The sequence below is a fragment of the Bradyrhizobium hereditatis genome (assembly GCF_020329435.1).
Taxonomy (GTDB): domain Bacteria; phylum Pseudomonadota; class Alphaproteobacteria; order Rhizobiales; family Xanthobacteraceae; genus Bradyrhizobium; species Bradyrhizobium hereditatis.
On record NZ_JAGKJK010000024.1, the window covers coordinates 21299 to 36006 of the forward strand.

Consider the following 14708-nt stretch of genomic DNA (forward strand, 5'->3'; position numbering starts at 1 on the left):
TCAATGGAGGCATCATGCCGTCGCGCGCCCGTCTCGATGAGTTCATCGCAACCGTCGTCTCCGGTGATCATGCCGGCGCGATCGAGCGTTTCTATACCGAGGATGCCAGCATGCAGGAGAATGCGGCTCCGCCGCGGGTCGGCCGCGACGTGCTGGTGGCGCATGAGCGCGCGGTGCTGGAACGCGTCAAGAGCGTGACCTCGACCTGCGTGACTTCGATCGTCGAGGGCGATCACGTCGCGATCCACTGGGTGTTCGAATTCGTCTACAAGTCCGGCAAGACCGGCCGCTTCGATGAGGTCGCCCTGCAGGAGTGGCGCGGCGACAAGGTGTGGCGCGAGCGGTTCTTCTACGATCCATCGAAACCGGCCGCCTAGCTGCCATCTGCTGACAATTCGGCCTGCGCCGAAACAATCGGTCTGCAGGTCTGCTAACCTTCTCCGTCATGGTCGGGCATAGCCGTCCGCAGGACGGCGTCGCTTCCGCTCGCCTATGCTCGGCCATCCACGTCTTTGGCTCATCATGACGCGAAGGACGTGGACGCCCGGGATAAGCCCGGGCATGACGGTGCAACAAACAGAAAAAGAAACAAGCAACCTTGGACGCTCGCAATTACACCCCGATCGACGAAACCTCGATCCGCTACGACGGCTGGCGTATCGTCGTCGTCTGCTTCCTGCTCGCGACATTCGGCTGGGGGCTCGGCTTCTATGGCCAGAGCGTCTATGTCGCCGAATTGCAGCGGCTGCACGGCTGGCCGGCCTCGCTGATCTCGTCCGGCACCACGTTCTTCTATCTGTTCGGTGCGGCGCTGGTCGCCTTTGTCAGCGAGGCCATCAAGGCGTTCGGGCCGCGCAACTGCCTGATCGCGGGCACGTTCGCGATGGCAGCCGCGGCGATCTCGATCGGTCAGGTGCGCGAGCCCTGGCAGCTTTATCTCGCCAACGCCGTGCTCGCGTTCGGCTGGGCGGGAACCAGCCTCGGCATCATCACCAACACGCTCGGCCTCTGGTTCGACAGGAAACGCGGCATGGCGATCAGCCTGGCGCTGAACGGCGCAAGCTTCGGCGGCATCGTCGGCACGCCGCTATTGATCGCGGCGATCGGTCATTTTGGCTTTTCCGGCGCGATGACCGTGTCTGCCGTGGTGATGGTCGCGTTGATGGTGCCGGTAATCCTGCTCTGCGTCGGTCGGCCGCCGCTTCTTGCTGATATCGGCGCGGTCGATGCCGTGGACGCGCCGTCGCCGAGGCAGATCCGCGCGCGGGCGTTTCGCGATATCGGCTTCCTCTCGGTATCCTCGGCGTTCGCGCTGGTGCTGTTCGCGCAGGTCGGGTTCATCGTGCACCTGATCTCGTTTCTGGATTCGGTGATTGGCCGCGAACGGGCCGCCGTCGCGGTAGCGCTGCTGACGGCGATGGCGGTGGTCGGCCGCGTACTGTTTTCCTTCGTGATCGACCGGATGAACCAGCGGCTGGCCTCCTCGCTTTCCTTTGTCAGCCAGGCGATCGCGCTGCTGATCGTCATCAACGTTCATAATGATTACGTGCTGATCGCCGCCTGCGCGCTGTTCGGCTTTTCCGTCGGCAATCTGATCACGCTGCCGGCGCTGATCGTGCAGCGCGAATTCGACCCGCGTTCGTTCGGCGTGCTGGTGAGTCTCATCACAGCAATCAATCAGATCACCTACGCATTCGGCCCCGGCGTGGTCGGCCTGTTGCGTGATCTCTCCGGCAGCTACGCGCTGCCGTTCTATGCCTGCATCGCGGTGGAGCTGACGGCGGCGGTGATGGTCATGATCCGCAGGCGGCGCTAGTTCCGCTTTCCCAGCCGCTTCTTCTCGGGCCCCAGCGCTCCGGATGCCGCCGCGCGCAGAATGCGGCGGAAGGTCGGGCACTCCATATGGCTTGGCGCGGGGCAAGCCGCGGCATGGCGCAATCCGTCCCGCAATGCGTTCAGCCTCCGGATCGTCCTGTCGAGCTCATCCGCTCTGGCTCTCAGCATGCGGCGATCGATGCGCGGCCGCCCATCCGGCGCGAACATCCGCGCGATCTCGTCGAGCGAGAAACCGGCAACGCGCCCCAGCGCGATCAACGCCAGCCGTTCCAGAACCGGGACATCGAAAACGCGGCGCAGGCCGCGCCTCCCGATCGATCTGATCAGTCCCTTCTCCTCATAGAATCGCAGGGTCGAGGCAGGAACCCCTGACCGGCGGGCAACCTCGACAATGTCCATGGTCATCATCTGCTTGACCTCAAGTCCACTTGAACTGGCATGATGTAGTCTTCCGTTTGGAGAAGACAAGCGAAGGAGATGGCTCATGGATTCGGCTGACCGTGGCGATGACGAACAGATGCGGCTTTGGAACGGCCCTGCAGGGCGCGCGTGGCTGGGAACTCAGGATGTGATCGAGCACATGTTCAAGCCATTCGAGGAAATGCTCGTCGAGACGGTTACTGCAGGATCCGAAGCGCACGTGCTCGACGTCGGTTGTGGCGTGGGCGGAACAACGCTCGCGGTCGCGCGGCGGCTTCGAAACAACGGAAGCTGCACCGGCGTCGACATTTCGGCGCCGATGATCGCGGCTGCCCAAGCCGCCGCCCTGTCCGAGGGAGTGCCGGCGAGCTTCGTTTGTGCCAACGCGGAGACCTATGCGTTCCAGCCCGACAGCTTCGACACGATCATCTCGCGCTTCGGCGTCATGTTCTTCGAAAATCCAGTCCGCGCTTTCTCGAACCTGCGGCATGCCGCCAAGGATAGGGGCGAGTTGCGTTTCGTTGCATGGCGGGGGCCTGCGGAAAATCCGTTCATGACGACAGCCGAGCGCGCCGCGGCACCGCTGCTGCCGAATCTACCCGCCCGCCGGCCGGGTGCACCGGGACAGTTCGCCTTCGCCGACCGTGACAGGATCAATACCATCCTGCAGGAGAGCGGTTGGGCCGAAATCGATATTCGGCCCATTGATGTCACATGTACCCTGCCCGAGAAGGACCTGGTCCGTTACCTGTCGCAGCTTGGTCCCGTCGGCCTGATGCTGCAGGAGACGGACAGTGAGATTCGCAATCAGGTCATCACAACGGTGCGCGCCGCCTTTTCTCCTTTTGTGCATGGCCCGGAGGTTCGCTTTACAGCGGCTTGCTGGATCGTGAGCGCTCGAGCGCCGTCTGCGGCAGCCGCGGCAGAGGAGACGATGCGTGACTGAGGTGACGAACTATCTCGTGCACGCGGTCTTGATTGGAGCAGGTGCGACGGCATTCATGGACGGTTGGACCGTGGTGCGGGAGCGGCTGCTCGGCATTGCCCCATTGGACTATGGCTTGGTGGGCCGCTGGATCGGCCATCTGCGAAGCGGGCGTTTTCGCCACGATCAGATCGCCGTCTCGCCGCCGGTGCAGGGCGAACGCCTGATCGGATGGGGCGCGCATTATCTGATCGGCATCGTCCTCGCGGCCATGCTGCTTGCGGTTTGGGGCCTCGATTGGGTCCGCCGTCCAACCGTCATTCCTCCGCTGGTTGTCGGCGTCGGCAGCGTTATCTTGCCGTTCCTGCTGATGCAGCCCGGGATGGGCCTCGGCGTCGCCGCCAGCCGCACGCCGCGCCCGATGGCCGCTCGCCTGCATAGCCTCATCACGCACGGGATTTTCGGTCTCGGTCTGCATGTGTCTGGCTGGCTCGCAAGTTTGCTGAATATGTTTTGACGATGTGCCGTCCTAAGCTTCCCGCTGCCGCAGCAGATCCTCCAGATCCAACCGCTTGGTAAACATCGCGAGCGATCCGTCCGCCGCGCGCGGCCATTCTTCCCTGGGACGGTCGCGGTAGAGCTCAACGCCGTTCTGGTCGGGATCGCGCAAATAGAGCGCCTCGCTGACGCCATGGTCGCTGGCACCATCAAGCTCGATGCCGGCCTCGATCACGCGATAGAGCGCATCGGCCAGCGCCGCACGCGTCGGATAAAGAATCGCTGTGTGAAAAAGTCCGGTGGTGCCAGGCGGCGGGGGATGGCCGCCTTTGCTTTCCCACGTGTTGAGGCCGATGTGATGGTGATAGCCGCCGGCCGAAATGAACGCGGCACTGGTGCCCATGCGCTGCATCACCTCAAAACCGAGTACGCCGCAATAGAAGCCGAGCGCGCGTTCCAGATCGGCGACCTTGAGATGAACATGCCCGATGCGAGTGCCTGATATGATGGGTGGATGTTGGGGCATGTGTACTCTCCGCTTGTCGCTCTTAACCTCGCCCCGCTTGCGGGGAGAGGTCGGATTTTACGCGAAGCGAAAAATCCGGGTGAGGGGGTACAGGTCTATCGGCAGGTCACGTTTCGCGGAGGGAGCCCCTCACCCCAATCCTCTAAGAGCAAGCTTCGCTTGTCTCGACCCCGTGAAGAACGGGGAGAGGGAGTTTCGGGAGCTCACACAAGATCCGATACCTCGCCGTCCGGCAGTCCGAACTCGAACGTGTTCAGCGTCATCGAGACCATCGTGTAATAGCCGCAGAGGCCGATGACCTCGACCACGCCGCGCACGGTGAGAAGCTGTACAGCTTCATCATACAGCGCCTGCGACACGCCTTTGCCCTCATGCAGCGATTTGGCGAGATCATAGATCATCTTGCCCTTGGGATCGTCGAAGACTGGCGTGCGGCGATCTCTGATATCCTCGATGATTTTCGGATCCATGCCGCCCTTCAGCGCCAGGCGCTTATGCGCATACCATTCATAATGCGAGGTCCAGTGCCGCGCGGTGACGAGGATCGCGATCTCGGAAAGCTTTGCCGGAAAGATCGTGCTGAAACGGAGCTGCTCGCCGAGCCGCGTCGCGTGCCTCGCCATCTCCGGGCTGTTGAGCCAGGCCATCATCGGCGCTGGCGGCGCGCCGCGCTTGCCGGCGATCGCCTCGTCGTAGGTTTCTTTCTGGTCCGCGCTCATTTCGCCAGGCGAAAGCAATTTTAGCCGCATGCCCGTTTCCTCTTGTTTTTCAATCGTTCCAGCTTTGCGCATACACCGGATCGGTAGTCATGACCACCGCCGCGGCGGCATGGCCTGACGTCAGACACATATTGAATTCCTCAACACGAGGGCTAAGGTCATTAACAACATCCCACATGGAAACGCCTGATATGTCCGATCTGGAAACATTCCGCCGTGAAACCCGCGCTTGGCTGGAGGCCAATTGCCCGCCGGAGATGCGCCGTCCGATGACTTCGGAGAACGACACCTATTGGGGCGGGCGCAACGCCAAATTCTCGTCCGAGCCGCAGCGTGTCTGGTTCGAGCGGATGCGCGACAAGGGCTGGACCGTGCCTGATTGGCCGAAAGAATATGGCGGCGGGGGACTTTCGCCTGCCGAGCACAAGGTGCTGCGCGAGGAGATGGCGGCAATGGGAGCGCGCGCGCCGCTGTCGAGCTTCGGCATCTGGATGCTCGGACCGGCGCTGTTGAAGTATGGCACCGAGGCGCAGAAGCAGGAGCACTTGCCCAAGATCGCCGCCGGCCTGATCCGCTGGTGCCAGGGTTATTCCGAGCCGAACGCCGGATCGGACCTCGCCTCGCTGCAGACCCGCGCCGAAAGCGACGGCGACGACTACATCATCAACGGCCAGAAGATCTGGACGTCCTATGCAAACTATGCCGACTGGATCTTCTGCCTGGTGCGCACCGATCCCACCGCCAAGAAGCACGACGGCATCAGCTTTATCCTGTTCGACATGGCCTCAAAGGGCGTATCGACCAAGCCGATCCTTTTGATCTCCGGTTATTCGCCGTTCTGCGAAACCTTCTTCGACAATGTGCGCGTGCCGAAATCGAATGTGGTGGGCCAGGTCAATCGCGGCTGGGATGTCGCAAAATATCTGCTGCAGCATGAGCGCGCGATGATCTCGGGCACCGGAGAGCGCGGCATCGGCCGTCCGCTCGGGCAGGTCGCCGCCGACTCCGTCGGGAGCGATGATTCCGGCCGGCTCGACGACGCCATCCTGCGCAGCCAGATCGCCGCGTTCGACATCGACGAGGCGGCGTTTGCGGCGGTGGCCGAACGCGCCGTTGATCTGGCAAAAGCCGGCCAGTCGCATCCGGCGTTCTCCTCGGCGATGAAATACTACGGCACCGAGCTCAACAAGCGCCGCCATGAAATCCTGATGTCGGCCGGCGGTATCGATGCGCTGGAATGGGAAAGCGAGCGCTCAAGAGGTGGCGCACGCCCGCGCGCCTGGCTGCGCACCAAGGCGAACTCGATCGAAGGCGGCACATCCGAGGTGATGCTCGGCATCGTCGCCAAGCGCATCCTCGATCTGCCGGGAGCGTGAGGCCTGAGCCCCTCATCCTGAGGAGCGCGAAGCGCGTCTCGAAGGATGAGGCCCCGATGTCGGCCTCATGGTTCGAGACGGCGCCAAGGCGCCTCCTCACCATGAGGATCAATAGCGAAGTCAGACGATAACAATTTTGGCGGAACTCTCAAATGGCACTCGTCCTCACCGAAGAACAATCCATGCTGCGCGACAGCGCGCGCGGCCTCATCAGCGACAAGGCGCCGGTGTCGCATCTGCGTCACCTGCGAGACAGCAAGGACGAAACGGGATTCTCCCGCGATCTCTGGAAAGCATTCGCCGAGATGGGCTTTTCCGGCCTTCTGGTGCCGGAGAATTTCGGCGGCAGCGGACTTGGTTATGTCGAGGCCGGTGTGGTGATGGAGGAAATTGGTCGCACCTTGATGCCGTCGCCATTTCTTTCGACTGCGGTGCTCGCTGCGTCGGCGCTTTCACGCGGCGGCAGCGAGGCACAGAAATCGGCGCATCTGCCGAAAATTGCGGACGGCTCGCTGCTAGCGGCGCTCGCGATCGATGAAGGGACAAAGCATCGCCCGCTGCAGACCAAGTTGCAGGCCGTCCGCTCCGGCAACGGCTTCAAGCTGAACGGCGCCAAGGCGCTCGTGGTCGATGGCCATACTGCCGATCTTCTGATCGTTGCCGGCCGTACCGGCGGCGCGCCCGGCGAACGCAACGGGCTGACGCTCTTCCTGGTCGATCCCAAGTCCAAGGGTGTGGCGATTGAACGCACGGTGATGGTCGACGCGCATAACGCCGCACGAATCGAGTTCAGCAATGTCGAGGTCAATGCCGATCAGGTGCTCGGCGAGGTCGATCAGGGCGGTGCGCTACTCGACGGCCTCCTCAATATCGGCCGCGGCGCGGTCGCCTCAGAAATGGTGGGCTTGAGCGAGGAGGTGTTCGGCCGCACCGTGACCTATCTGAAGGAACGCAAGCAGTTCGGCAAATTGATCGGCGAATTCCAGGCGCTGCAGCACCGCGCAGCCCAGCTCTACATCGATATCGAGATCACCCGCGCGGCCGTCCTGAAGGCGCTGCAAACCCTCGACGGCGACTTCGATCACGCCGGCGCCGCAGTGGCGGTCGCCAAGGCGCGCGCCGGCACCACGGCGACGCTGGCGGTGCAGGAAGGCGTGCAGATGCATGGCGGCATGGGCATGACCGACCAGTTCGACATCGGCTTCTTCATGAAGCGCGCACGCGTGTGTCAGGAATCGTTCGGGGATAGCAATTACCACGCCGACCAGTTGGCGCGGATGAAGAATTACTGACTGTTAAAGCATGATGAAGTTAGGTTTGATTGCGACCAGGAGGAAGGTGCGCTCCCTCTCCCGCCTGCGGGGGAGGGCTGGGGTGGGGGTGTCTCCGCGGGTGATACTGCCTGAGTGGAGAAAGCCCCCACCCGGCGCTTCGCGCCGACCTCCCCCGCAAGCGGGAGAGGTGAAGCGCGTCTGCGGCCCAATCGATCTTACCAAAAATCATCATGCTCTAATTCCGGAGTGCACGGAGCGCGCCCCACACACAGACGTCATCACTCGCCTTGTGCGCAATTGCGCACTGGGCGGGTGATCCAGTACGCCGCGGCTTCTCGTTAGTTACCGGCGTCTCTGGAATACTGGGTCGCCTGGTCAAGCCGGGCGACGACAGCGGTAAATGCGGAATAGAGGCGTCTACCTGATCGGCGGCGCGTACTGGATGCCGCCGTTGCTCCACAGCGAATTCAGCCCGCGCGGGATCTTCAGTTTCGATCCCTCGCCGACATTCCGGTCGTACATCTCGCCGTAATTGCCGACGTGGCGGATGATGCGGGCGGCCCAGTCCTTGGGTAGTCCGAGGTCTTCGCCATAGGCGCCTTCGGTGCCGACGAGGCGCATCACGTCGGGCTTCTTCGACTTCAGGGCTTCGTCAATGTTCTTCGAGGTAATGCCGAGCTCTTCGGCGTTGATCATCGCATAGAGCGTCCACTTCACGATCATCATCCAGTCATCGTCGCGCTGACGCACCACGGGCGCGAGCGGTTCCTTGGAGATGACGTCGGGCAGGATGACATGGTCGCTCGGCTGAATCAGGTTCAAGCGGAGCGCGTAGAGCTGGGACACGTCGGCGCTGAAAGTGTCGCACTTGCCGCCTTCGTAAGCCTTGACCACGTCTTCCAGCTTGGGAAACTTCACTTCCGTATATTTCATGTTGTTGGCGCGGAAATGATCGGCGACGTTGAGCACTGTCGTCGTGCCGTCCTGCACGCAAACCTTGCTGTTGTTGAGGTCCAGCGCGGAGTCGATGTTGCGCGAGCGCGGCAGCATAAAGCCCTGACCGTCATAATAGGCGACCGCCGGGAAGTAGAGTGCGTAGTTGCTCTCGCGCGACATGCTCCACGTCGTGTTGCGCGAGAGGATGTCGACCTTGCGGCTCTGCAACTCCTTGAAGCGTTCATTGGCGTCGAGGGCTACGAATTTCGCCTTCTTGGGATCGTCGAAGATCGCCGCGGCCACCGCGCGACAGAAATCAACGTCAAAGCCGGTCCAATCGCCCTTGTCGTCGGGGATCGAGAAGCCGGGCAGGCCCTTGTTGACGCCGCACAGCACTTCGCCGCGGCGGATGGTGCGCTTCAACGTTTTGGTGTCGTACCGTTCATAGGTGATTGCGGCAGCCGCAACCGCGATTGCGACCGCCAGCCCGATGAGCAGGCCGCCTCGAAATGTCCGTAGCATTTTTAACTCACCAATATTGGAGAATGGAGCGTCTGAAGAGACAGCGGTGGGAATTAGAGTTCAGGCTTCTGCCGGACGATCACCTTGGTGCCGACAGGCACGCGCTCATAGAGATCGGTGACGTCGGCATTGACCAGCCGGAAACAGCCTGACGAGACGGCGGTGCCGATCGTATCGGGCCGGTTGGTGCCGTGGATGCGATAGACGGTGGTGCCGAGATACATCGCGCGGGCGCCGAGCGGATTGCCTGGGCCGCCGGCCATGAAGCGCGGAAGATAAGGCTGACGCGCGATCATTTCCGGCGGTGGCGTCCAGTCCGGCCATTCCGCCTTGCGGGTGATGTTGAGCATCCCCTGCCACTGGAATCCTTCGCGGCCGACGCCGATCCCATAACGCAGCGCGCGGCCATTGCCCTGCACCAGATAAAGGTGGCGGTCCTGCGTGGAGATGATGATGGTGCCCGGCGGTTCGTTGGTGCGATAGAGCACCGCGGTCTTCCTGAACTGCGGATCGAGTTCGACAGATTCGTCGGGAAGCAGGCCCGGCTGATCGCCGACATCGGGCTGGCGCAACTGCGCCTGGCTCTGCGAGGCCGAAAGGATAAGACCGCCGGTCGCGACCAACATCCAGATCAGGTACCGAAATTTTTTCATCGCAGAAATTCTCCTAGCGGCCGATTGGCCAAATCAACGGAACCATCAAATCTCAGGGCTAGCTTGATGGCAAGTTTAGGGCGAAAGCGAGTTATATCCCACTGAAATATCTTCGATTTCTGAAAGTCGCCATATTCATGGGATTGGGGCCGCCTTATTTCGGCGCGATCCACAGCCGCAGCACAAACGAAATCAGCGCAACGGTGCCGACACCGCCGAGCCACAGCGCGACGAACCACAGCAAACGCCGTGTCAATGGGCGCTGGCTTGGCTTGATCTCTGTCAATGATATCCGCTCTCGGGTTTGACCTTGCCGCGGAATACCCAATAGGCCCAGGCGGTGTAAGCGAGGATCAGCGGGATCAGCCCGGCGACGCCGAACAGCATGAAGAGCTGGGCGTTCTCCGGTGCCGCCGCCTGCCAGATCGTGATGCTCTGCGGCACGATATAGGGATACATGCTGATGCCGAGGCCGGCATAGGAAAGCGCAAACAAGGCGAGCGCCAGGAAGAACGGCTGGTAGTCATATTTCTTGGCGAGGCTGCGCAGCAGCAGCACGGTGATGGCGGCCACCGCGGCCGGCACCTGCGTGGTCAGGAGGATGTTCGGCCAGGCGAACCAGCGCTGCGTGTACTGCACATGCAGGAACGGCGTCGCCATGCTGACCGCGCCGATCGCGCCCAGCATCGCCAGCAGGAAGATCCAGCTCAGATGGTAGGCGCGGTCGCGCAATTCCCCTTCCGTCTTCATGACGAGCCATGTCGCTCCCAGCAGCGAATAGCCGATCACCAGCGACACGCCGGTCAGGATGGTGAACGGCGTCAGCCAGTCCCACCAGCCGCCGGCATAGTGCCGTCCCTCGACATGCACGCCCTGCAGGATGGCGCCGAGCGCAATGCCTTGCGCCAGCGTCGCAATCAGAGATCCGCCGAAAAAGGCGATGTCCCACCTGTTGCGTGCTTTCGTTGTGCGCCAGCGGAATTCAAAAGCGACGCCGCGAAACACCAGGCCGAGCAGCATCGCGATCATTGGCGTGTAGAGCGCTGGCATCAGAATGGCATAGGCCAGCGGAAACGCGGCCATCAGGCCACCGCCGCCCAGAACGAGCCAGGTCTCATTGCCGTCCCAGACCGGAGCGACGCTGTTCATGATGACGTCGCGGTCTCTCTTCTCGGGGAAGAGCGGAAACAGGATGCCGAGGCCGAGGTCGAAACCATCCATCACGACATAGACGAATACGGCAAAGGCGATGATGAAGGCCCAGACGATGGCGAGGTCTACCGCGATGCTCATGAGGCTGCCCCCTGACTGGCGGGAGTGATGCCTGCCGTGCGGATCGGCGCCTCTTTCGGCGGCCCTTCTTCGCCCGGATGCGGCGGTGCCGCCATCAGGCGCAGCAGATAGATCACGCCGGCCGCGAAAACGATGAAATAGACGATGATGAAGGCGACCAGCGAGGAGGCAACCGCGGGCGCTGCGAGCGGCGAGGCCGAGTCAACCGTGCGCAACAATCCGTACACGGTGTAAGGCTGGCGCCCAACCTCGGTAGTGATCCAGCCGGCGAGCACCGCGATGAACCCCGCAGGCGCCATCGCGACCGCGAACATATGCAGCAATCGGGAATCGTAGAGCTTTCCCTGCACGCGCATCAGCAGGCTGAACAGGCCGAGCGCCAGCATGAGCAGTCCCATGCCGACCATGATGCGGAACGACCAGAACGTGATGGGGACCGGCGGCCAGTTTTCGCGCGGCACGGTGTCGAGGCCGGCCATCGGTGCGTCCGGCGAGTGTTTGAGAATGACGGAACCGAGCTTCGGCACTTCGATCGCGTAATCGACCCGGCCGGCTTCCTGGTTGGGCAGGCCGAACAGGATCAGCGGCGCGCCATGCTGGTGGCTCTGGAAGTGACCTTCCATCGCCATGATCTTCACCGGCTGATGCTCCAGCGTGTTGAGCCCGTGCTGGTCGCCGGCGATGATCTGGATCGGCGCGACCAAAGTGGCCATCCACATCGCCATCGAGAACATCACGCGCGCGCCCGCGAGATGCCGATCGCGCAACAGATGCCACGCGCCGACCGCGCCGACCACCAGCGCCGTGGTCAGGTACGCCGCAAGCACCATGTGCACGAGGCGATAGGGGAACGACGGATTGAAGATCACCTTCAGCCAGTCGGCGGCGATGAACTGCCCGTCGGCATTGACGGTGTGGCCGGTCGGCGTCTGCATCCAGGAATTGGCCGAGAGAATCCAGAACGCCGAAATCAGCGTGCCGATCGCGACCATCAGCGTCGCGAGGAAGTGCAGCCGCGGACCGACGCGTTTGAGGCCGAACAGCATCACGCCGAGGAAGCCGGCTTCGAGGAAGAACGCCGTCAGCACCTCATAGGCCATCAGCGGGCCGATCACCGGACCGACCTTGTCGGAGAAGGCCGACCAGTTGGTGCCGAACTGATAGGACATCACGATGCCCGACACCACACCCATGCCGAAGGCGACGGCAAAGATTTTTAGCCAGTAATTGAACAGGTTGATGAAGACCTCGCGGCCGGTCCACAGCCACAGTGCTTCGAGCACCGCGAGGTAACTGGCGAGCCCGATCGAGAAGGCGGGGAATATGATGTGGAACGACATCGTGAAAGCAAACTGCGCTCGGGCCAATACGACCGCATCCCAGCCTTCGAACATCGGCACCACCTGTCGCAGTTTCGCCGGACGCGAGATCCTTCGAAAACGGAACTACAGTTTTCGAAAATTGCCTCCGAACCACGCGTCTATCTTAACACGCCCGATGCGACGATTATACCTGCGAGCCGTGCGGAACAGGCCTGCAGCGCTATCTGCCATCCGGCGGATTCAGTCCCAGTCGCCGGACGATCTCTGCCCGCACGGCGCGGGTCTGGTCCTTGCCAACTAGCACCGGACTGCGGATCTTCCTCCCGGTGCGGAGCCGGATCGCGATTGCGTAGTGGCTGCCCCTCCGGCCGCCGCTTTCGACGTCGATGCGCTCGACATTGTCACCGCCGAACGTACCCGTCTCGATCGTACCCTTCAACGACAGCCGTTCAAACCTGATGGCGCCGTCGTGGACAATCCAGAATGCACTGGTCCGATAGAGGTATCTGATCAGCAAGAAGGCCATGATCGCGCCGAGCGACCAAACTGCGATCCCAAGGGCGGACAATTTGCCGCTCCAGAGCGCATAAATGAATGGAAGGCTAAGCGAACAGCCGAGCAGCAGGACAAGAGCCCTGTACGCCCGGACGCGTTTGGAGCTGACCGGCTTACCCAATCGTATCCGGGGATTGGCGGCGTCGAGCGGGTTCTCGACTAATTCGGGAGCAGGCAACTGAAGCAGCCAGGCAACCTGCAAGGTGGTTTTTTGCACCTGGGTGACATCAGGCAGCGGAGGTGAAGTGAGCGTATCTCCCGATTCGGTTTCGATGACGAGGGTGAACTCCACTGATTTGCCGATGCTCTTTCGCAGACGCATCCCGGATATTTCGTCATCCCTAATCGATCTTCGATGCAACTTGCCGAATGGACGCTGCTCGCCGATCAGGATTTCGCCTGGCGTAATGATCCAGACGACGTTGCGATCAAAGAGCGCGGCTACCAGCAGAAGGCACCCGAACAGCAACGCAAACAGGGCGGCGATGCCAAGCCAATTGCCGTCGGCCAAGTGAGCGAGACCGGGCAAGGCGATCAAACACAAAACTGCGGCAATACCTGCGAGAACGAGCCGCTCGTTGAGCGACGTGCCCTTGCGTAGTCTGACTTCATTCTCGTTTGCCGCAGCGTCCATCGCCGGCGGCAAGCATCACGACTGGCCTTGTCACGTCAAGCGGCAACACGAGGTGGATGAAACACGATTGCGCCAGCCAGGCACGATCGAACTTCGGTCAGACCTCAGTCTTTTCCGTGTCGCAAAGGAATCGGAGTCCAAGAACAGAGCGACCCGGCTGGGGGGCATCCCGGCCGGGTCGTTGGAGGTGCTTGGAGGTCCTAGTACTTGGAAGGTGAGAGGAAGTTCAGCGGGGGGTCTCGCTGTCGTAGGAGATCACACAGACCTCCTTGGGACTCTTGGTGCCGCAATCGACCACCTGTTCACGCACAAACGACGAACCCGTGTCACGCGGGGCGCGGGGCTGGACGTTCTGGGCCGACAGGGTGGCCAGGGTTGCGACGGCGCCGAGCGGGACGATGAAAAAACGGAAGGACGGCTTCAGCACGTTCGCTCTCCTGTTCGGCGTTGGCGTTGCGTTGGTTGCAGGTATAGGGGGTGAGTTTTTCCGGGTGATGTCGCCAATTGTTTCATTTGTTTCGTCGGAGGTAATCCTTGTCCGTCGAAACCGACCCGTTTTTCAACCCCGACGCCTGTTTAATTAATTGAAATTGTTAGGGTTTATGCAGCGAGGCTGTCCACGCCGGCGCCCTTAAGCAATTCAGCCAATTGTTTGCGGGCGTAGAACATCCGCGTCTTCACTGTGCTCTGGGGAATCCCGATGATCGCGCCGGCCTCTTCCACCGACTTCTCGTGGTAGTAGACCAGGTTGATGATCTCGCGATGCGCCGGCGACAGCTTGGCGACGCAGGCACGCAGGATCGCACTGGTGTTGCTGCGGTCGAGCGAAGCTTCCGGCGTGTCGGCCTCGTCAGCGATTTCCAGCACGTCTTCCTGTTCGATGTCCTCATGCTTGCGCTGGCGCAGCGCGGTCAGCGCCTTGAAGCGGGCGATCGACAGCAGCCAGGTCGAAACCTGCGAGCGGCCCTCGAACTGCGCAGCCGTGCGCCACACGTCGAGGAAAACCTGGCTGACGAGATCTTCCGCCATCGTGGTGTCGCGCACCATGCGCAGCACGAAGCGGTAAACCCGGACGTTATGACGGGAGTAAAGCACGTGCATGGCCGTACGGTCGCCCTTGGCGATGCTCACCAGCAGCATTTCGTCTGATGTCGCGCGGGCGGCGGCGATCGACTCCTTGGCTGCGGCGTTGATGGCGATGACGTTAGACATGACAGGC

Annotated in this window: 17 protein-coding genes; 6 read left to right on the top strand and 11 right to left on the bottom strand. The window is 61.9% G+C overall.

Annotated elements, in window-relative coordinates:
* Nucleotides 1-14 precede the first annotated feature (14 nt).
* Both J6524_RS33955 and J6524_RS33960 read left to right on the top strand, forming a co-directional pair.
* Nucleotides 15-377, top strand: a complete 363-nt coding sequence (locus J6524_RS33955; protein ID WP_225678258.1) for a nuclear transport factor 2 family protein — start codon at nt 15-17, stop codon at nt 375-377.
* 221 nt (nt 378-598) lie between these two features.
* The gene (locus J6524_RS33960) at nt 599-1816 is read left to right on the top strand and encodes an MFS transporter (RefSeq protein ID WP_225678259.1); all 1218 of its coding nucleotides are present in this window, start codon (nt 599-601) and stop codon (nt 1814-1816) included.
* On the opposite strand, the gene J6524_RS33965 is transcribed toward J6524_RS33960, so the two are convergent.
* Nucleotides 1813-2244 (bottom strand): helix-turn-helix domain-containing protein, encoded by a 432-nt coding sequence (locus J6524_RS33965; protein WP_225678260.1) that lies wholly within the window; start codon nt 2242-2244, stop codon nt 1813-1815. The genes J6524_RS33960 and J6524_RS33965 overlap by 4 nt on opposite strands.
* Nucleotides 2245-2320: 76 nt before the next feature.
* Between J6524_RS33965 and J6524_RS33970 the strand changes: the two genes are divergently transcribed.
* Nucleotides 2321-3202: a class I SAM-dependent methyltransferase gene (locus J6524_RS33970; RefSeq protein WP_225678261.1), complete on the top strand. Its 882-nt coding sequence runs from the start codon at nt 2321-2323 to the stop codon at nt 3200-3202.
* The gene (locus tag J6524_RS33975; RefSeq protein ID WP_225678262.1) at nt 3195-3698 is read left to right on the top strand and encodes a DUF2938 domain-containing protein; all 504 of its coding nucleotides are present in this window, start codon (nt 3195-3197) and stop codon (nt 3696-3698) included. Before J6524_RS33970 ends, J6524_RS33975 begins: the two co-directional genes overlap by 8 nt.
* A gap of 12 nt (nt 3699-3710) precedes the next feature.
* On the opposite strand, the gene J6524_RS33980 is transcribed toward J6524_RS33975, so the two are convergent.
* Together J6524_RS33980 and J6524_RS33985 are read right to left on the bottom strand one after the other, a co-directional pair.
* Complete coding sequence (locus tag J6524_RS33980) at nt 3711-4205, bottom strand: VOC family protein (RefSeq protein ID WP_225678263.1); 495 nt, start codon at nt 4203-4205, stop codon at nt 3711-3713.
* 203 nt (nt 4206-4408) lie between these two features.
* Nucleotides 4409-4954 carry a carboxymuconolactone decarboxylase family protein gene (locus tag J6524_RS33985; protein ID WP_225678264.1) on the bottom strand — a complete coding sequence of 182 codons (546 nt, stop codon included), beginning with the start codon at nt 4952-4954 and terminating at the stop codon, nt 4409-4411.
* A 161-nt stretch (nt 4955-5115) separates the two neighbouring features.
* Between J6524_RS33985 and J6524_RS33990 the strand changes: the two genes are divergently transcribed.
* Both J6524_RS33990 and J6524_RS33995 read left to right on the top strand, forming a co-directional pair.
* A complete protein-coding gene (locus J6524_RS33990) occupies nt 5116-6300 on the top strand; it encodes an acyl-CoA dehydrogenase family protein (RefSeq protein WP_225678265.1) in 1185 nt (394 codons plus the stop codon).
* A 152-nt stretch (nt 6301-6452) separates the two neighbouring features.
* Complete coding sequence (locus tag J6524_RS33995) at nt 6453-7592, top strand: acyl-CoA dehydrogenase family protein (protein ID WP_225678266.1); 1140 nt, start codon at nt 6453-6455, stop codon at nt 7590-7592.
* Nucleotides 7593-7991: 399 nt separating this feature from the next.
* Here J6524_RS33995 and J6524_RS34000 read toward each other — a convergent pair whose 3' ends face one another.
* The 8 genes from J6524_RS34000 to J6524_RS34035 all read right to left on the bottom strand — a co-directional run bounded on the left by J6524_RS34000 (nt 7992) and on the right by J6524_RS34035 (nt 14701).
* On the bottom strand, nt 7992-9032 hold the full coding sequence (locus tag J6524_RS34000) for an amino acid ABC transporter substrate-binding protein (protein WP_225678267.1): 1041 nt from the start codon (nt 9030-9032) through the stop codon (nt 7992-7994).
* Between the two features lie 53 nt (nt 9033-9085).
* The gene (locus J6524_RS34005; RefSeq protein ID WP_225678268.1) at nt 9086-9685 is read right to left on the bottom strand and encodes a L,D-transpeptidase; all 600 of its coding nucleotides are present in this window, start codon (nt 9683-9685) and stop codon (nt 9086-9088) included.
* 154 nt (nt 9686-9839) lie between these two features.
* A complete protein-coding gene (locus J6524_RS34010) occupies nt 9840-9971 on the bottom strand; it encodes a DUF2474 domain-containing protein (RefSeq protein WP_225678269.1) in 132 nt (43 codons plus the stop codon).
* Nucleotides 9968-10978, bottom strand: a complete 1011-nt coding sequence (gene cydB / locus J6524_RS34015; protein ID WP_249789755.1) for a cytochrome d ubiquinol oxidase subunit II — start codon at nt 10976-10978, stop codon at nt 9968-9970. The genes J6524_RS34010 and cydB overlap by 4 nt, the downstream gene beginning before the upstream one ends.
* Complete coding sequence (locus J6524_RS34020; RefSeq protein WP_225678270.1) at nt 10975-12372, bottom strand: cytochrome ubiquinol oxidase subunit I; 1398 nt, start codon at nt 12370-12372, stop codon at nt 10975-10977. Before J6524_RS34020 ends, cydB begins: the two co-directional genes overlap by 4 nt.
* Nucleotides 12373-12520: 148 nt before the next feature.
* On the bottom strand, nt 12521-13501 hold the full coding sequence (locus tag J6524_RS34025) for a hypothetical protein (RefSeq protein ID WP_225678271.1): 981 nt from the start codon (nt 13499-13501) through the stop codon (nt 12521-12523).
* A 214-nt stretch (nt 13502-13715) separates the two neighbouring features.
* Nucleotides 13716-13916, bottom strand: coding sequence for a hypothetical protein (locus J6524_RS34030; RefSeq protein ID WP_225678272.1), 201 nt, complete (start codon nt 13914-13916; stop codon nt 13716-13718).
* A gap of 173 nt (nt 13917-14089) precedes the next feature.
* Nucleotides 14090-14701, bottom strand: coding sequence for a sigma-70 family RNA polymerase sigma factor (locus J6524_RS34035; RefSeq protein WP_225678273.1), 612 nt, complete (start codon nt 14699-14701; stop codon nt 14090-14092).
* Between the last annotated feature and the right edge of the window lie 7 nt (nt 14702-14708).